At 44.0% G+C, this 19,250-nt stretch carries 17 protein-coding genes; 1 reads left to right on the top strand and 16 read right to left on the bottom strand.

Annotation, left to right across the window (positions count from 1 at the left end; genetic code table 11):
- Window positions 1–30: 30 nt before the first annotated feature.
- Complete coding sequence (argC, locus tag CXK86_RS07095) at window positions 31–1,080, bottom strand: N-acetyl-gamma-glutamyl-phosphate reductase (RefSeq protein ID WP_036612448.1); 1,050 nt, start codon at window positions 1,078–1,080, stop codon at window positions 31–33.
- Window positions 1,081–1,409: 329 nt separating this feature from the next.
- On the opposite strand from argC, the gene cls reads away from it, so the two are divergent.
- Complete coding sequence (gene cls, locus CXK86_RS07090; protein ID WP_076254073.1) at window positions 1,410–2,858, top strand: cardiolipin synthase; 1,449 nt, start codon at window positions 1,410–1,412, stop codon at window positions 2,856–2,858.
- A gap of 279 nt (window positions 2,859–3,137) precedes the next feature.
- Here cls and CXK86_RS07085 read toward each other — a convergent pair whose 3' ends face one another.
- The 15 genes from CXK86_RS07085 to flgK all read right to left on the bottom strand — a co-directional run bounded on the left by CXK86_RS07085 (window position 3,138) and on the right by flgK (window position 19,232).
- Complete coding sequence (locus tag CXK86_RS07085) at window positions 3,138–4,046, bottom strand: YitT family protein (protein ID WP_036612451.1); 909 nt, start codon at window positions 4,044–4,046, stop codon at window positions 3,138–3,140.
- 132 nt (window positions 4,047–4,178) lie between these two features.
- Window positions 4,179–5,292, bottom strand: a protein-coding gene (gene prfB / locus CXK86_RS07080) for a peptide chain release factor 2 (protein WP_101313559.1) whose coding sequence is annotated in 2 segments (ribosomal slippage) — window positions 4,179–5,219 and window positions 5,221–5,292 — 1,113 coding nt in all. Because the reading frame shifts where the segments join, the coding sequence is not laid out codon by codon here.
- A 242-nt stretch (window positions 5,293–5,534) separates the two neighbouring features.
- Entirely contained in the window at window positions 5,535–8,039 is a 2,505-nt protein-coding gene (gene secA, locus CXK86_RS07075) for a preprotein translocase subunit SecA (RefSeq protein WP_101313558.1), read from the bottom strand.
- Window positions 8,040–9,061: 1,022 nt separating this feature from the next.
- On the bottom strand, window positions 9,062–9,625 hold the full coding sequence (gene hpf / locus CXK86_RS07070; protein ID WP_036667734.1) for a ribosome hibernation-promoting factor, HPF/YfiA family: 564 nt from the start codon (window positions 9,623–9,625) through the stop codon (window positions 9,062–9,064).
- Window positions 9,626–10,046: 421 nt separating this feature from the next.
- Window positions 10,047–10,244: a cold shock domain-containing protein gene (locus CXK86_RS07065; protein WP_024631599.1), complete on the bottom strand. Its 198-nt coding sequence runs from the start codon at window positions 10,242–10,244 to the stop codon at window positions 10,047–10,049.
- A 392-nt stretch (window positions 10,245–10,636) separates the two neighbouring features.
- Complete coding sequence (locus CXK86_RS07060; RefSeq protein WP_076254071.1) at window positions 10,637–10,972, bottom strand: hypothetical protein; 336 nt, start codon at window positions 10,970–10,972, stop codon at window positions 10,637–10,639.
- Window positions 10,965–11,360, bottom strand: a complete 396-nt coding sequence (fliS, locus tag CXK86_RS07055) for a flagellar export chaperone FliS (RefSeq protein ID WP_076254069.1) — start codon at window positions 11,358–11,360, stop codon at window positions 10,965–10,967. The genes CXK86_RS07060 and fliS overlap by 8 nt, the downstream gene beginning before the upstream one ends.
- 29 nt (window positions 11,361–11,389) lie before the next feature.
- The gene (gene fliD, locus CXK86_RS07050; RefSeq protein ID WP_076254067.1) at window positions 11,390–12,946 is read right to left on the bottom strand and encodes a flagellar filament capping protein FliD; all 1,557 of its coding nucleotides are present in this window, start codon (window positions 12,944–12,946) and stop codon (window positions 11,390–11,392) included.
- A gap of 41 nt (window positions 12,947–12,987) precedes the next feature.
- Window positions 12,988–13,374 carry a flagellar protein FlaG gene (locus tag CXK86_RS07045; RefSeq protein WP_076254065.1) on the bottom strand — a complete coding sequence of 129 codons (387 nt, stop codon included), beginning with the start codon at window positions 13,372–13,374 and terminating at the stop codon, window positions 12,988–12,990.
- A gap of 135 nt (window positions 13,375–13,509) precedes the next feature.
- Window positions 13,510–15,219 (bottom strand): flagellin N-terminal helical domain-containing protein, encoded by a 1,710-nt coding sequence (locus tag CXK86_RS07040; RefSeq protein ID WP_076254063.1) that lies wholly within the window; start codon window positions 15,217–15,219, stop codon window positions 13,510–13,512.
- Between the two features lie 146 nt (window positions 15,220–15,365).
- Entirely contained in the window at window positions 15,366–15,611 is a 246-nt protein-coding gene (csrA, locus tag CXK86_RS07035; RefSeq protein WP_076254062.1) for a carbon storage regulator CsrA, read from the bottom strand.
- 1 nt (window position 15,612) lies between these two features.
- Window positions 15,613–16,095: a flagellar assembly protein FliW gene (gene fliW, locus CXK86_RS07030; RefSeq protein ID WP_257467791.1), complete on the bottom strand. Its 483-nt coding sequence runs from the start codon at window positions 16,093–16,095 to the stop codon at window positions 15,613–15,615.
- Between the two features lie 51 nt (window positions 16,096–16,146).
- Complete coding sequence (locus CXK86_RS07025; RefSeq protein WP_076254060.1) at window positions 16,147–16,716, bottom strand: DUF6470 family protein; 570 nt, start codon at window positions 16,714–16,716, stop codon at window positions 16,147–16,149.
- Window positions 16,717–16,735: 19 nt separating this feature from the next.
- Complete coding sequence (flgL, locus tag CXK86_RS07020) at window positions 16,736–17,656, bottom strand: flagellar hook-associated protein FlgL (protein WP_076254058.1); 921 nt, start codon at window positions 17,654–17,656, stop codon at window positions 16,736–16,738.
- 22 nt (window positions 17,657–17,678) lie between these two features.
- Complete coding sequence (gene flgK, locus CXK86_RS07015; RefSeq protein ID WP_076254056.1) at window positions 17,679–19,232, bottom strand: flagellar hook-associated protein FlgK; 1,554 nt, start codon at window positions 19,230–19,232, stop codon at window positions 17,679–17,681.
- Between the last annotated feature and the right edge of the window lie 18 nt (window positions 19,233–19,250).

The following is a 19,250-nucleotide window of genomic DNA, read 5'->3' as shown; positions in this document are numbered from 1 at the left end:
GTCCCAGTGCTCCTCCTGAATTCCAATCCCTTATGGATATACCGGTGTCATGTTCAGCCCGAGGTTCTCCTCCCATCCCATCATCAGGTTCATATTTTGAATCGCTTGCCCGGAAGCACCCTTCACCAGGTTGTCGATGACCGAAATAATCGTTAAACGCCCTGTGCGAGGATCCACCGCAAATCCGATATCACAATAGTTGGATCCGTACACTTCTTTGGTAGAAGGCCAGATGCCCGGTTCACGTACACGTACGAAAGGTCGGTTCTCATAATATTTGCGGTACAAATCCACGATCTCCCGGTCGCTGTGTTCCCCAACGAGGTTTGCATACATCGTACTCATAATTCCACGTGTCATTGGCACCAGATGTGTTGTGAAGGTAACTGTAACAGGCGTTCCCGTTATATTGCCAAGCACTTGTTCGATCTCGGGAATATGTTGATGTTTATTCAGTTTATAGGCTTTGAGATTCTCGTTCATCTCTGCATAATGGTACGACAGATGGGTTCCACGTCCTGCACCGGATACGCCCGATTTGGCATCAATAATAATAGTTGAAGGATCAATCCAGCCTGCCTCTACTGCAGGGATCAGTCCAAGAAGTGTAGCCGTTGGATAACAACCTGGGTTGGATATAAAATTCTGCCCCTTCACTTCTTCGCCATACACCTCAGCCATGCCGTATACCGCTTGTTCCAGCAAATCAGCTGGAGGCGCCGGATGTTTGTACCACTCTTCGTACACTGTTCCATCCTTAAGTCTGAAATCGCCAGACAGGTCAATCACCTTAAGTCCTGCTGCCAGCAGGCTTGGTACGAGCTTAGCACTTACGCCGGACGGGGTCGCTGTGAATACCAGATCCGCACGACTCGCAATTTCAGCCGGATCTACACCGTCGAGTGGCCTGTGAATCACGCCCGTCAAATGCGGAAATCCATCTGCGATGGACTCACCACTGCTCGATGATGAGATCACCGATGTGATTTCAACCAGCGGATGGTTCTGGAAAAAACGAATCAGCTCCACCCCGCCGTAGCCGGTGGAACCGACGATTGCTACTTTTAATTTGTTATTCACTCTCGCTCCCCCAATCTCGATGTATGCGCTACTTGTGCTATGTCCTTCTCTGAAGGATACTCGAACACAGCAATTCCGTCGCTTATATGCATATTTGTGTATTATTATACGACTCTGGTTATATAAATACAACACTCTATCATCAATTTCACATGGATTTCCATCCAATCCGAACATATCTTTTTTCTCATCCGGGACGAATAGGTATACATCTGTTAAAATACGTATTAGTAGGAAACATTACAATCAGGGTCTCATTCATAACTAACCTGCTACCAAGGACATATGAATAGATTCATGATGGTCATTATGAGACGTGGGGGACTATAGTGCATATCGAATCCATTTTACTTATTGTACTCCTTGGCCTGAATATTATTTTTGCGGCAGCAGTCGTTTTCTTCGAACGGAAGGATGCCAGCGCTTCATGGGCTTGGCTGCTCGTCTTGAACTTTATTCCGGTGTTTGGGTTTGTACTTTATCTTTTAACCGGTCAGAACCTGACCCGATACCGGCTTTTCCAGTGGAAGGAACGTAAGAAGCTCGGGCTAGAGGAACGTATTGAAGCCCAGCTCACGCAGCTACACGATAATCGCACCCCTTTCCGCAACCAAGCAACCGAGACTAGCCAGGATATGATCTATATGAACCTGAAGCAGAACGGAGCTCTGGTGACGGAAGATAATGCGGTCGAGATCATTACGGATGGAACAGATAAATTCCAGCGGCTCTTGGACGACATCGAAGCGGCTCAGGATCACGTGCACGTACAATACTACATTTATAGAGGCGACCGTCTGGGCAAAAGAATTCGAGATGCACTCATCCGCAAAGCGCGGGAAGGCATCAAAGTTCGTTTACTGTATGACGCGCTCGGATCACGGCGGGTATCAAAACGCTTTTTCAAAGAATTGCGCGAAGCAGGCGGTTTGGTTGAAGTCTTTTTCCCATCCAAATTCAGTCTGATCAACTTACGTATGAACTACCGGAACCACCGTAAGATTGTCATCATCGATGGTAACTTGGGGTACACGGGCGGATTTAACGTTGGAGATGAGTATCTTGGCTTGAACTCGAAATTCGGTTACTGGCGTGACACACATCTGCGTATTCAGGGGAATGCCGTCCATGCGCTGCAGACCCGTTTTCTCTTGGATTGGAATGAAGCGTCCAAGCAACACGACACACCTTATGTTCCGGCGCATTTCCCTCATATTGAGGGTACAGGAAAGATTGCCATGCAGATTGTCTCCAGTGGACCGGATGCAGAGACTGAACATATCAAGAACAGTTATCTTAAGATGATTAACGGGGCCAAACAATCGATTCTGATTCAAACGCCTTATTTTATCCCGGATGCCAGTGTATTCGAAGCTATTCGTCTCGCGTGTCTGTCCGGCATAGATGTTCGCATCATGATTCCAAATAAACCCGACCACGCCTTTGTATATTGGGCTACGTTATCTTATATTGGTGAGTTGCTAAAAGTGGGCGCCAAAGTATTTATATATGATAATGGCTTCATTCATGCCAAAACACTTATCATTGACAGTTTGGTTGCATCCGTGGGAACCGCCAATATTGACTACCGCAGTTTCCGGTTAAACTTTGAGGTTAACGCCTTTATGTATGATGAAGCGATTGCGACAGCACTTGTACAAACCTTTGAGCACGACCTGCATGTATCGCGGGAAATGACGCTCGATGAATACCAAAAACGCAGTTTCATTATCCGCTTCAAAGAAGCCATTTCCCGTCTGCTATCTCCGATTTTGTAGTGGTGGCACTCCGATGACAGAACATCCTTCCGATCGCTGTTATCCCCAGATTTTTTTGATTCCCTATTCTAAAGGGAAAAATCCGGGGATAAAGGCGAACGTTCCACTTCTTCAGGATATTTCTGTCCTCTCCGTTATGTGAAATGTTAAGTTGAACTTTTAATAATAGAAAAGCAGGTACTTCCTCTCCGTTATCTCAGAGGAGGGTGTACCTGCTTTTTTTCTTAAATTTTCAAACTTATGAGCCTATATTGGCTCACTCATTAGTTTTCAACCCGTTCACACATGTTCTCCCCGCTTAAAGCCTTCGCCGAGCACTTCGTGCGCGTTACTGATAATGACAAATGCTCCCGGGTCCACAGACCGGATCAACGCTTTGAGTCTTGGTACCTCATTCTGTCCAACCACGACCATCAGTACCGTTCGTTGATCATCGGTGTAACCGCCTTTGGCCTCCAGCTTCGTTAATCCGCGATCCAAGTCATCCAGAATCACTTTGCTAATCGCTTCGGTCTGGTTGGAGATAATATAAGCCACCTTTGAAAAGCCCAGCCCCATCTCAACAGCATCGATCACTTTACCAGTAACATACAACCCAATCAGCGCATAGAGGGACTGCTCCAACGACAATACAAAAGCAGCCATAATAATAACCGTAGCATCCATGATGACTACACACAGCGAGTAACTCAATCCACTGTATTTCTGTACGATTCTGGCAAGAATGCTCATGCCACCTGTTGATCCTCTACCTCGGTATACAATTCCAATTCCTAAACCAACACCAATCCCACCATACAGTGAACCAAGTAGCGGATTCGTTGTTGGAATGGCCCAATCCTTCGTGAGATAAACTAACAGCGGCAGGACAATACTGCCCAATACCGAGCGAACACCATACTGCTTACCAATAAGCAGGAAACCCGCAATCAAAAGTGGGATATTAATAGCCCATTGGGTATATGCCGGCTCCCAATTAAGCCATTCCTTGCCCAGAATTGATAACCCGGACACCCCACCCGAAGCGATCTGATTTGGTAATAAAAATAAATTAAAGGCCACTGCAATTAAAAACGAACCTACAATGATAGATACCGTATCCACGACGTTTCTCCATGGACCATTGAGTGGAATGAGGCTAGTTATCCTCTTTTTGCGATTATTGTGAAGTTGTGATCGTTGTTGCATGTTCTCGTGCTCTCCTTTTATGTGACTGATCAGTTGTTCGCTCATTTTTTCTATCCTATAAAATTATTCAAAAAAAAGCTCCCGTATACACCAGCATACGCCTACACGTATGGGTCCATACAGGAACTTATATTAATCGGTTTCTACTTTAATCTGGCTACGCAAATAACCATCGATGAATGCATCGAGGTCGCCGTCCATTACTGCCCCTGTATTTCCAGTCTCTACGCTTGTACGGTGATCCTTTACCATACTATAGGGATGGAACACATAGGAGCGAATCTGGCTACCCCATGAAATATCCGACTGATCTCCTCGGATTTCATCCAGCTGTTGTTTTTGCTCTTCAATTTTACGCTCATACAATTTCGAACGAAGCATCTTCATCGCCCGCTCACGGTTCTTGATCTGTGAACGTTCATTCTGACACGTTACAACTACACCTGTCGGAAGGTGGGTAATCCGCACGGCTGAGTCGGTGGTATTGATATGCTGTCCACCCGCGCCACTCGCACGGTAGGTATCAATCTTGAGATCCTCTGTTCGAATGTCCAATTCAATCGTATCATCAATCTCAGGAACCACATCACATGATACGAAGGACGTATGTCTACGGCCCGATGAGTCAAAAGGAGAGATCCGCACCAGTCGGTGTACACCCTTCTCGGCTTTCAGATAACCATAAGCATTGTGCCCCTTGATCGATAGCGTGACGCTCTTGATCCCCGCCTCATCTCCTGGCAGATAATCCAGCACCTCAACCTTGAAGCCACGCTTCTCGGACCAACGTGTGTACATCCGCAGTAACATTTGTCCCCAGTCCTGTGACTCGGTACCACCTGCGCCCGGATGAAGCTCTAGAATGGCATCCATCTTATCATACGGCTGGTTCAGGAGCAGCTGAAGTTCGAACTCTGCCACCTTGCTCACGATCGCTGTGACGCTTCTACCGATCTCTGCAGCGAGGTCTTCGTCGCCTTCCTCGTCAGCCAGTTCTACCATCATCACCGCATCATCATAGTCCTGTTGAAGTTTGGTGTATTGATCCACAGATCCCTTCACCGCATTTAGCTCAGCGATTACGGATTGCGCCTTGTCACTATCATCCCAGAAATCCGGAGCAGACATCTTCACTTCGAAGTTGCCGATCATCTCTTGCTTCAGATCTAAGTCAAAGAGACCCCCTAAGGTTGGTTAGTTTCTTGCCTATTTCACGCAGGTCATGCTTCACGTTTGGATCGATCATGTGCAATTCCTCTTTTCATTAAGATAAGCTCCCCGCATCCAGGGCATTCCTCCAGATCAAGTATCCGATGCGTTACCCTGGTGTTGAGACTACTGTTGTATCAGTATATCTCTTCCCCGTGATCATGGTCATATTATTATAACTATGCACCATTAATCGGTTTTGCATCCTTCACTTCATCCTATGGAATACCCGGCTGCAAGGAGCCATTCATGTCATTCGTGTATAAATGAACCCTTTAACTACTCTTGACCGTGGCAGTGTTTGAACTTCTTACCACTACCGCATGGGCATGGATCGTTACGTCCGATTTGGTCAGAAACCTTCACTGGACGTTTCTCAGCAGGTTCACCGCTTGTCGAGATCTGACTTTCCTCAACAACCGCTTGACGCTCCTGATTGCTCTCGATCTGTGCTCTCATCACATAAGTCGCTACTTCTTCTTGAATCGAAGCAATCATCTGATGGAACATCTCGAAGCCTTCGAACTGGTACTCACGCAGTGGATCTGTACCGCCGTAGGCACGAAGGTGGATACCTTGACGCAATTGATCCATTGCATCAATATGATCCATCCACTTGCTGTCTACTGCACGGAGCACAACCACTTTCTCGAACTCACGAACCATCTCTTCGCCAATTCGCTCTTCACGTGCATTGTACTTGTTCTGAACTTTCGTGAACAGGAACTCGATGATCTCTTCTGCTTCCTTACCCCACAGATCATCTTTAGTTATGGAACCATCGTCCAGCAATTTGCTGTTCATGTAATCAGCAACTTCCTGAAGCTCCCAGTTTTCCGGGATATCGTCACTACAATGTGCTTCAACGATACGTTCAATGGAAGGCTTGATCATATCCATAACGATTTGTTTGATATTTTCGGACTCCAGTACCTCGCGGCGCTGTTTATATATAATTTCACGTTGTTGGTTCATTACATCATCATATTGGAGAACGACTTTACGCACGTCAAAGTTGTTACCTTCAACACGCTTCTGCGCTGATTCTACTGCGCGGGTAATCATCCGGCTCTCGATCGGTTGGTCTTCTTCAAAACCAAGACGCTCCATCATGTTCAATACATTGTCTGCACCGAAACGTCTCATCAATTCATCACCCAGTGACAGGTAGAATTGTGTTGAACCCGGGTCACCTTGACGTCCCGCACGGCCACGTAGCTGATTATCAATCCGGCGTGATTCGTGACGCTCTGTACCGATGATATGAAGGCCGCCTACTTCAGCTACACCATCACCCAAGATAATATCTGTACCCCGTCCTGCCATGTTGGTTGCAATCGTTACTGCACCCGCTTGACCAGCTCCTGAGATGATCTCTGCTTCTTCCGCGTGGTACTTGGCGTTCAGTACCTGGTGTTTGACACCACGGCGTTTAAGCATGTCAGACAGACGTTCAGAGTTCTCAATGGACACTGTACCTACCAGAATCGGTTGATTCTTACTGTGGCGTGCCACGATCTCTTCTACAACGGCATTGAACTTGCCATCGATGCTCTTGTACACGACATCTGCCATGTCATCCCGCTTGTTTGGGCGGTTGGTTGGAATTTGCAGTACTTCGAGACCGTAGATTTTTTTAAACTCTTCTTCCTCGGTTTTCGCTGTACCCGTCATACCCGCAAGTTTACGGTACATCCGGAAATAGTTCTGGAAGGTAATCGTAGCAAGCGTCATGCTCTCATTTTGTACTTCAATGCCTTCTTTGGCTTCAATCGCTTGGTGCAATCCATCACTGTAACGACGTCCAGACATCAGACGACCTGTGAATTCATCAACGATCATGACTTCCTCATCACTGACAACATAATCCACGTCACGACGCATGATTGCATTAGCTTTCAAGCTCTGTACAATGTGATGGTTGAGAGTTACATTGGCATGATCATACAAGTTCTCGATACCAAATGCTTTCTCTGCTTTTGCCACGCCCGCCTCAGTCAACGCTACGGATTTCACCTTAATGTCTACCGTAAAGTCTTCTTCCGGCACCAAACGTTTCACAAAACGATCTGCTGCATAGTACATATCCGTCGACTTCTGAGCTTGTCCAGAGATAATGAGTGGCGTACGCGCCTCATCGACCAAGATGGAGTCTACTTCATCAATGATACAGAAGAACAATGGACGTTGTACCATTTGCTCTTTGTAAAGCACCATGTTGTCACGCAGATAGTCAAAACCAAACTCATTGTTCGTTCCGTACGTAATATCACATGCATATGCATGTTGTTTCAACGCATGGTCCATACCGCTGAGGTTAACCCCAACCGTCATGCCCATGAACTCATAGATTTGTCCCATTTCCTGGCTATCCCGTTGTGCCAAGTAGTCATTGACCGTGACCACGTGTACACCTTTGGACATTAACGCGTTCAGATATACCGGAAGTGTTCCTACCAGCGTTTTACCTTCACCCGTTTTCATCTCGGAAATACGGCCTTCATGCAGAGCGATACCGCCCAGCATCTGTACATCGTAGTGACGTTTGCCCAGTACACGACGTGATGCCTCACGTACAGTTGCAAATGCCTCTGGAAGAAGCTCATCTGTTGTTTCTCCCTTTTCAATACGAGCACGGTATTCGTCCGTTTTACCTTTCAGTTGTTCATCAGACAATGCCTGAAATTGTGGTTCCAGTTTATTGATCACATCGACCGTCTTCATCAGACGTTTAACATCACGTTCATTCATGTCGCCGAAGATCTTTTTGACAAGTCCTAGCATGGTATACCCCTTTCGTGCAAAACAGAATAGACCCCCTGTTGCCGCCACGCGACACCATCGGATGGATGTTGCATCCACTTGCCCGGGGGTGACAAACAATATGATTTGAGCTTAATGAAGGTTACACTTCGTCAACTCAGTTGCCAGAATGTCCTTTCGATCGCTGTTATCCCCTGATTTCTTTTAAACTCTCTTCTCAGAGGGGGAAATCCGGGGATAAGGCGTATGCTTCCGATGTAGCTTTCTTTCAGAAAGCTTTCAGGCGAACGCTTCGCTTCTTCAGGTCATTTCCGCCCTCTTCGTCATCCGTGTAAAAATCAAATTCAAATCATATGCTAATAAGTAATATGATGAATCAACTCCAGGCTTGCCAAGGGTTCCTCATGAAGCTGATTCGGTATTCAAACGGATTCGGTTATTAAAAACTAGCCGAAGCCCGAGCCTTGCGAATCATGTTCATGGTGCTGTGCCTGTCATTGATTATGATTAGCGATCATTCGTTGACAATTCCTCATCAGGACAATGATTCTCTTTGCATAAATTGTAACAGTTTGTAAGGGCCGCCGCAACACGCCACGGCACACTTCTTTGAACTTCTGAGACATATCAAACCGAGTTTAAGTGCAAAAAATCATAGTCGTTAGCGGAAGCGTCCGATTGTCATGTTTCGTTTTGCAGGATAGACAGCTCTGTCAACGAATTTTGATGGTAAATTTGGATGGAAATCTCAATATCCAGTTCTCGAATGTAGGTATACAAATATTTTCGTAAGCATCGGAATCTGGTGATAAACTTGTACCAATTATGATTATTCTTAATATCTATTAGACGCAGCAGCATAGGGAATAGTTTCACCATTTTATTTCCAAAGGTGATTTCCCAGCTTCTCTACGCACAAAAGAGCCCCATCCCCTAAGGGATGGAAGCTCTTGTTAAGTCCAATCCAGGAAACTACAGTCCCTGTCTTCATTATTATTAGATATTCATACGCATGTCCGTTCCGATGATCCTGTACGTTAAGATTAACCTTGTTCGATCAATCCGTACTTACCATCGTTCCGTTTGTAAACAACGCTAACTTCTTCACTGTCAATGTTGGAGAATACGAAGAAATTGTGACCAACCATGTTCATTTGGAGGATGGCCTCTTCCACGTCCATTGGTTTCAACATAAAGCGTTTCGTCCGTACGACTTCAAAATCATCGTCATCCGTGTCCGTATCCAGTTCAGCTGTAGCTACAGTACCTGTTGGATCTTCAACGAAGAGTGTTTTCAGGCTACCTTCCTGGCGGAACTTACGGTTAATTTTTGTTTTGTGTTTGCGGATCTGACGTTCCAGCTTGTCCACCACGGAGTCAATCGATGCATACATATCATCGCTCTCATCCTCAGCGCGGAGCACAATGCCTTTCAATGGGATCGTCACCTCTACCGTATGCAAACCTCTCGTCGTGCTCAATGTAACAGCACCGTCAGAGTTAAGGGGTGCATCGAAATACTTCTCGAGTCTACTCAACTTTTTGTCGACATAATCCTTCAAAGCATCAGTAACCTCGATTTGTTGACCTCGAATACTTAAATTCATAGGGCACTCCTCCTTTTTCCTTTGCCACTTCATTATAACACGAATGTAAGCGCCATGTAAAAACTCCCGGTGACCGAATAATGACATCTGTTCAAGCCACATCTGCCAACGTAGGCATAACGCCATATTTCGCGATATTTCATCATATTCAGCCATAATCGAATATTTACTTGGTATGAATTATTAGGCGCTTGATGATGTAATTAACCCATTTTGAGCTTGCTCAATCTAATATGTAAAATGAACTTCAATCTATCTCTTGAATCTATTAAATTCAATAGAATAATGTTCCTCGGATGATCCTCAAATCTCTAATCTATTGAAACAAAAAAAGACCCCGGAAAGTACCGGAGTCTGATGCTAGCGATAATTCAATTTGGTAACCATCTAACCATATATGTAGGTCGGATTGTCCGGATGATTATAATTTGATTACGTTAGCTGCTTGCGGTCCACGTGCGCCTTCGACGATGTCGAATTCTACGGATTGACCTTCTTCCAAAGTTTTGAATCCTTCGGATTGAATTGCGGAGAAATGTACGAATACGTCGCCGCCATCTTCAGTCTCAATGAAACCGTAACCTTTTTCTGCGTTGAACCATTTTACTTTACCTTGCATGCACTAACATTCCCTTCGTCATCAAATGAAGTGAAGCTTTCGGCCTTAACCTCTGCCCACAATTCAGATAATACCATCCAAAGTTATCCATTGTCAATTGGAAACGTAAATGTTTTCTTGGAATTTTTTGTAGATTAATTGGGGATTGTGTTGAAAGGTGGGATATCTTGAATATAGCAGGTAATTGGAGGGTTGGTAAGTCTATTTTTGATGTATTAATAATAGAAACTTGGATGAGAGTTTACTGTTCAGATAACGAGAAGTAGATACACCTTGCGTAGGTAAACATTTCATAATTCCTAATATTAAGAAAATTTAAAAAAAAAGAGAACACAACAGAAAAAGGACGCAAAATATCCCTCACAGGTATCTTACATCCTTCTGAATTCTATTTAATATCTTTTTGTGTCTACAATAATGCTGTCCACTGCGTAAGACGTCTCATATGCATTCTTCTGTACTTTAGCCTGTTTACGTTGGATCAGCCAGTCTTTAGCTTCTATCTTCAAGCTGTTCATTCTCATCAAAATAGCATGATCATTATCCATAATCTTCTTAAGCCGTGCTTGTTGGAGCACTGAAGCTTCGCGCTGATCTTGCCTTAACATTGAATCAATAATGTTCTGACGCTTGTCCACAAATAGTTCCAATTCATCTGAACTCACTTCATCAATCTGAAGCATAATATCTTGCGTTAGCTGCTCTAGCTCCTTAATCAAATCATCCATGAACGGCTCCAAGCTCAGTTGAGGATACCATTTTGCTTGCCTGAAGCCAGGTCTCTTTCAACTCTTTCAAATAACCCAAAGCTTCCTCAGCTGGCTCAGCAACCTTCTTCGTATTAGCATCAATAAGAAGATAATTAATATATTCATACAGAGCATTAAGATTCACTGCAATATCAGAAGATCGATCCAATGTAACTGATAACTCACTAACAATAGTTTGTGCTTTACCAAGATTCAAACTAACCTTCTGATAATCCTTGGCACCCAATCCATCAATCGCTGTCCGTACAAAACGAATAGCCCCATCATACAACATTATCAACAACTGACCCGGTGAAGAGGTCTGAACGGACGACTGACGATATTGATCATATGGAGACTTAATCATATTTACACCCTTTCAATCTTTAAGTTAACTTAGCTGGAGAAGAAACTGGATAAGCTTGAAGACTGACTTTGATACTTACTCATAGCCGTTTCCATAGCCGTGAATTGTTTGTAGTAACGATTTTCAAGAGCACTCAGGCGTTTTTCCAAGGCTGTGATCTGAGTATTATAGCCTTTAAGCGTTTTACCCATGACGCTCTCTTCCTTGAATAGACTGTTAATATCACCGCTAAATTTAGTTGTACCGGCACGTTCTGCAACTTTGCTCATTGCTGTATCCATCTCTTTATACATCTTGCCAAAAATGGAGCTATCGGCACCGGCACCCGTACCTTGTAATAAATCAGAGACCTGCTGAGGATTATCAAGGATGGCTTTTTTAAACTTATCCTCATCCAAGTATATTTTCCCATTTTCGTAATATTTACCACCTGTGATTCCAATACTACTTAGTTCTCCCATTTTCTCGCCCATAATGTTTCTCATCGTTGAAGCTAAGTTCGTAAGGATATCGTCGTTTTTAAGGAGGCCACTCTTGGCCTTTTCTTCCCACAACTTAATGTCACTTTCTGACATAGCGCTACGTTGTTCTGTAGTTAACGGTTGGAAGCTACGATACTTCTCTTCACTAACCTTGGTATTTAACAATTCTAACATTTTATTATAATCTTCTATAAAGGACTTAACCGTTGAAAGAGCCTTATCAGGATCATTTTGCGTATTAATTGTAAAGGGTTTATCACCATTCAATGTAATTGCACCATTATTCTCCGTAAATGAACTTGCAGTCGTTGAAAGCAAATTCATTTGCACCCCATTGTAAGTAATCACATTACTTGAAGGTGGAGGATCTAACTTCACACCATTGATTAAAACAATAGCATCCTTCGCTACAACCTCATTGATCACTGCAGTAGAGTTTTGCCCAAATAAATCCATTAGCGAATTATTCCCAGCGCCTGGTGCCTCAACCTTAAGTGTGCCTTTAGAGCCTAGATCTTTAGAAGCAATGGTAAACTTTCCTGTCAGTTCATCAAAACTAGCTTTTACGTTTAATTCCGTCTTACTATTGATTTTTGCAATAATAGAAGAGACTGTATCCTGCCCTGTAAAAGTCATTTCTACATCATTAATCTTAATCTTGTATTCTTTTGTATTATCGCTTGTACCTAAACTGGTTGTTGGTTCTCCAAATTTTATGCCGTTTGCTAATTCAGCTAGCGACTGCCTCGAACTATAACCTTGGCCTTTCCCATCGGTTTCTTGAGCTTTCGCAGTAGCAAGTTGTGCAACCGAGACTTCCATTTTAATACCATTAGCTGCTGCACCTGCTTCAGCTTTAACCGCATCCGTATTACCTGTTACAACCGCCTTTTGTGTATTAAGCGCTGTTGATTGTCTATATGTCTGTTGGAGCTTGGTATTACGGAACTCATACATCTTACTATTCAATTCACGATAACTGTCACGTTGCCATTCCAGTGTCGTCTTTTTTTGATTCAATTTATCCAGCGGAGCCCTTTTGGCTGTCATGAGTTCCTTGACCATACTATCGATATCCATACCGGAAAATCCATTAATACGCATAAATTCACTCCTCGCTCGTTAGAGTATACTTTTTTTTACTTTTATACTTTCTCGTCGATCAGGATGCCTGCTATCTCCATCATCTTGGCTACCAGATCCAGTGTCTTCTCAGGCGGAATCTCACGAAGCACTTCTCCCGTTTCTTTGTTCAGTACTTTGACCATGATATCATGTGTCTTCTCGTGGATGCTGATATCCAGCGTTGTCTCAGGACCTTGTAATGCTTTCACCGCACGGTCAATATTACGGATGAGTAATTCTTCTCCCATGGATAGATTTAAACCCTGCTTTTCTTTACTATAGGCTTCTTTCGCTGTCCTGATGTTTGCTGTGTCGGTTCCCGCTTGAGAAGCGCCTGCCGGGTTCTGTACCTCTATAGCAGGATTACTTGCAGATGAGGCAGCGGATAAGGAAAATTGAATATTCACCCTTGAACGACCTCCAATTATTTCGCATTTATAATATATATCGGCTTATAAGCTGTCGAGCTTTAGGAAATATGTAAAATCCAATAAAAAAACCTTGGATCAGAGATCCAAGGTTTAAGATGAAGCAAGGTGAAATTAACGAAGCAATTGCAGAACACCTTGTGGTTGTTGGTTAGCTTGAGCCAACATAGCTTGAGCTGCTTGAGCCAAGATGTTGTTTTTCGTTTGTTGCATCATTTCTTTCGCCATATCAACGTCACGGATACGGGATTCAGCAGCTGTCAAGTTCTCGGAAGCCGTTCCCAAGTTGTTGATCGTATGCTCTAGACGGTTTTGAACAGCACCCAATTTAGCACGCTCGCTGGAAACAAGGGAAGTTGCTTTATCCAAGATGTTGATTGCTTTGGAAGCATCTTCACGAGTGGAGATGTTAAGAGCTGCTTCAGCTTTGATATCGTTTGTTCCGTTAGTAACGGAGTTCTCTTTTGTGAAACCAGCTTGTCCAGCGTTACCTGTAATACCCAGGGCAGCGGAACGAACATCGTTGATTGTCAAGGACATGGATTGACCAGTGTTAGCACCGATTTGGAACTTCGTGGAGAAGCCTGTTCCTTGTGCTCCAGCGCCAACAACTTGCTCGACGTTTTTAACGGTTTCTGTACCAGCAAAACCAAGTCCCGCCAAAGCTCCACCAGCACCTGCAGCGACACTGATATCTTTACCAGTTTCAGAAAGGAACTGAATTTTATTATCTTTAGACAATGAAGCAGTAACTTTGCTGTCCAGTCCAGCAGTTTGCAATGCAGCGTTCAGATCTTTAACCAGATCGTCCATAGCCGCTTTTGCTACGTTAGCATCCGCATTTTTTGTATCATATACTTTTGCATCTTTGCCAGAATTAAGAACTACTTCTACTTCACTGTCTGTACCAACAGTGAATTTCAACGAAGCATTGGATGCAATGCTAGGATTAGCTGCAACTGCAGTAAGGTCAGTGCCAGCTTGCAGACCGGAACGCTCTACAGTAGCTGGATCTCCTTTAACTTTACCAACAGCATTCGCTGCAGCTGCATCAGTTTGGCCCAACATAACTGCTGCTTCATTGTCACCTGTGCCTACTTTCAACTCAAGCGTGCTTGTAGCTCCAGCAGATTTAGCAGTAAATTTCAGACCAGTACCACTAGAATCAACATCAACTAGGTCGCTCAATTTCACTCCACCAGAAGTTACATTTTTCAATGCATCAGCAAAGTCTGCTTTTGTAGTTGCAGTGTGGTCTTTATTCAAAAGCTCGGAAAGATCGAAAGTCTTACCATCAACAGTGATAGAAGCTGTTTGACCAGTTGTGTCTCCTCCAGCGAATGTTGCAGTACTAGCAATAGTAGCTTTAGTAGCTTGAGTCAACTTAGCGTTGTCTCCAGAACCGATACCACCGTTCAGCAATTTTTGAGTATTGAACTCAGTTGTGTTACCGATACGGTTGATTTCGGAAGTCAGTTGATTCATTTCGTCTTGCAAAGCTTGACGATCAGAATCTGTATTCGTTCCGTTCGCGGATTGGTTGGCAATCTCGCGTTGACGTTGCAGGATGGAGTGAGTTTCGTTCAATGCACCCTCAGCTGTTTGGATCAAAGAGATACCATCTTGAGCGTTACGGGAAGCTTGGTCCAAACCACGGATTTGGCCGCGCATTTTTTCGGAAATTGCCAGACCTGCAGCATCGTCACCAGCACGGTTGATGCGAAGACCGGAAGACAATTTTTCGATATTTTTGTTAGTGTTAGCAGTGTTTGCAGACAATTGACGGTGTGTGTTCAATGCCGCGATATTATGGTTGATAATCATTAGAGTGTTTCCTCCCTGAAAATAAATTAATTCCACATCCATGTGGTAAACGCCGCGACATTAAGGTCGGCCGCCCTGCCGAAGCAGCGTCTAAATTATATATCGACGGAAGGTGAACAACTGTTTATAGCAAATTGGAATATTTTTTAATCTTTTTTTATTTCGTTATTTCTAAGACGCTCCATAAAGGCCTCAACATTGGCTGCAAGCGGTGTTGCCGACTCTCTATTTGCTTCTTGAATAGATGCATAAATCTCTTGGCGATAGATATCAATATGCTTGGGTGCAGATATCCCGATGCGTACGGTATCTCCTTCGACTGCAAGAACAGTTACTTCAATGTGATCCTGAATAACTATAGACTCGCCTTTTTTTCGAGATAATACCAACATGTCACACCCCACCCTTCACGGATTTAGCTTCTTCGTCTTCTGACCAGATTAGATGGCGCGTTTCATAAATTGACTGATGGAGTATAACTTGCTTGCCTAGACGCTTTTCCGGATTGAGCACAACAGGTGCAAGAAGGTTCATTGTGGAATTATTCGTCTGGGAATGAATTGTGACCAGCGAGTATACAGATACTTGCTCTGCAATCTCCAATTCTTCCTTATCCACTTCGCTTAACTCAAAACTATAATCCGTAACAAACGTAAATGGACTTACCAATAAGAAAGACAACTCCTTTTCTCGAACAGATTGTAAATAACTAAAAGGCGTGTCTTCCCATGGGATTAGCGCGAACTCAGTCTCCTCTTCAAATCCAGGTAACCCTTTTGGAAATTGATATATATCTTTCTCCTGAACCTCTACTTCTCCCCACACGCTTGTCTGAATATGAATAATAAACGCCTCCTTGGCGATGAATTTATACAAAAAGAGCCATAGAGGGCTGTGTCCGAGACCGTCTATAGCTCACATTATAACTTATAACTCCATATCTATGGCTGGTGGAGTGTATTGTACTGATGCGTACTGTTTCACATAAATGTCCAGCTTACCTCTCTGATACTCAATCTCTGGCTTATTCACGATAACGTTCATCTCAGAGACCGCGGGATCATAGCTGATATCTGGAGGTCTTGTGTTGATACGAATATCCACGTTATCAAAAGAAGCAGGGGTTCTCGTCTCCGGAAAAGGTTGCGGCTTCCAATCGGTACCCACAATATTAGCAATCGTATTTCCCGGTTTATGAATAGCCGCTAACTGATTACCCTGCTCCACACGCGAAGCTATGTTTTGCAGAAATTTCTGTTGGATCCCCGAATAAATACGAGCGTTCATATCAATCATGTTACCACCAGTATATGCAGAGAATGCCCTGCTTTGATCAACATTCAGCTCAATTGGATGGCTTTGTACAGTCAGTTTTGCAGGTTTGGTATGAAGTTGAACCTCCGCCTTAGGTTGACGAATGGAGTACTGTCCAGGGTCAGCATCCATGTTTAATATAGATGGTGTAGTTCGAATCTGAACAACAGGAAGAGTGTTCATAACATAACTCCTCCTTATATTATCTCAGGAAGTCCACCAGAGATGGCGAGATGATTTTGGCACCTGCTGAAAGAGAAGCATTATAGATATTTTCTTGAATTTTAGATTGCAAGGATAGTTCGGCGTAATCCGCATCTTCCACCTTGGATTGCAGATCTGTCAAGTTAATACCGAGATCCTCCAAACGCCCCATCATCAGGTCAACACGGTTAGTCTTTGCGCCGATTTCAGATCGAATCGACAACATTTTACCCATTCGACTATCGATGTTGTCCAGCTGATCAGATAGCTCTTTCTGATCACCTTCCGTCAAAGCTTGCATGATCGTATTCATGATGACAAAAAGATTGTCTTCTTCCGTCTCTGTTCCAAATACTTCATTACCACTCACATTAATAGGCAATTGGACACTTTCACCTACAATGAAGTTAATTTTTCCTTTATCAGTAACAACAGAAGCAGCATTCGTTGTATCCAAAGTACCATCTAGATTTGCAGGGAAATCATATGGTTTCACATCATAGGTCTCACCATTGAAAACATATTTCCCGTTAAGCTTACTATTGGAGATATCAATCAACTGTTCATTAAGCTGTTTTACCTCTTCATTGATACTGTCCAGCGCGGACTGAGGATTCGTTCCTGTCGAAGCTTGTACCGTCAGCTCACGTAGACGCTGCACGACATTCCCCGCCTGATTCATAACAGTATCGTTAAACTCAAGCCAGGAAACCGCACTGTCTACGTTTTTCTGATACTGCTCATTGGATGAAAGTTCTGCCCGATAACGAAGGGAGTAAGTGATTCCTACCGGATCATCCGAAGGCTTGTTAATTTTACGGCCTGTTGCCAGTTGAGTCTGAGTATTGTTCATTTGCTGTGCATTCCGGTTCAGGTTCAAAAGCAACTGTGAACTAAGCATGTTATTTGTTATTCTCATGGTTGTTAGTCACTCCCTTCTATTATCTGCCTACCATGCCGGTAGAGTTAATCAATTTATCGAGAAGTTGATCATATGTGGTCATGAAACGTGCAGAAGCACTATAAGCATGTTGGAACTTAATCATGTTGGCCATCTCTTCATCCAGCGATACACCACTAACAGATTGACGACGGGTGTCCACTTGCTCCACAAGGAACTCCGAGTTGGATGTCTGACGTGCAGCTTCCTGAGATTGTACCCCCAGTTGTCCCACAATAGCACTGAATTGTGCACCGATCGTTGCATTACGTAATCCGTCTGCAGATTTCATCGGTGTATCTTTCAGATTCGCCAGCAAGATAGCAAGTGTATTATTACCTTTGATTACAGTCTCTGTACCAGAAGCATCCGATGTGCGGAGTGAGGTCGCAATCTTATTCGGATCAGCCAGGATCTCTGCGTTCAATGAAATATTACCAGCTGTAATGGCTGTTCCACCACCCGCTGCTGTAAAGAATGGTAATCCTCCAGAGTTAGTTCCATCCATGCTGTATCCAAGCTGATGCAGTCCGTTCAGACCTTTGACTGTAACCTTGAGATCTGTAGCTAGTGTCCGTGCTGCACCTGTGTATGTAACTCCATCAAGGATCGTATTATCAGGTAAAACAGAACCCGCAGGAAGAGTAATCTCGATATCTCCGTTAGCAAGGGTATTAGCCAAGTCATCCATTTGTTTCTGGTAATCACTTACCAACGTGTCTCTGGACTTAATCATGCCGTGGACTTCACCATTAGTGAGCGTGCCTGCTGTATACGCGGCATTCAGAAAAGCAGGATCTACTGCAACCTGCACTGCTCCGCCTGTAACAAGTGCTTGTCCATTCATTTGAATCTGATATCCTTGTGGAGAATCCGTAACAGTAACATTCATGATTTTAGACAGCTTGTCCGTCATCAGATCACGTTGGTCACGCAAATCGTTGGCATTGTCGCCAAGAGACTCTACTTTCACAATAGCACTGTTAAGGTTCGCAATGTTACCCAGGTAACCTTGGATCTCATTACCTTTGACCGCGATGTTGCTATCCAAATCCTGACTAAGCGAACCCAGTTGGCGGCTAATCTGGTTCATCGCATCTGTCAGCGCCAGAGTCGTTTCTTTCACGATCCGACGTGCTGTAACATCCTCAGGATTCTTACTCAGATCTGACCATGATTTATAGAAATTATCCATAACCGTCCGAAATCCGGTGTTTGATGGTTCATTCACAATAGCTTCAAGTTTCTCAAGCGTGTCTCGTTGAATGGACCAACTCCCGAAGTTGGTGTTTTCATTACGATATTGGTCATCCAGGAATTTCTCGCGCACACGCGTAATCGAATCGAACTCCACCCCTGTACCGAGCTGTCCTGGTGTAGTGCTGTGCAGAAATGCAAACGGCTCCATGGCAATGGATGCCTGCATGTTTACCTTTTGCCGCGAGTACCCTTCGGTGTTGGCATTGGCTACGTTGTGGCCTGTTGTGCTAAGAGCTGTCGTCTGTGTGAACAAACTGCGTTTAGCCGTTTCGATTGAATGAAATGTTGATGTCACTCTGGTTTCCCCCTAATT

This window comes from Paenibacillus sp. BGI2013, assembly GCF_002843485.1.
Lineage (GTDB): Bacteria > Bacillota > Bacilli > Paenibacillales > Paenibacillaceae > Paenibacillus > Paenibacillus amylolyticus.
The sequence above is the reverse complement of the archived record's forward strand: the minus strand, read 5'-3'. Positions and strand labels throughout refer to the sequence as shown.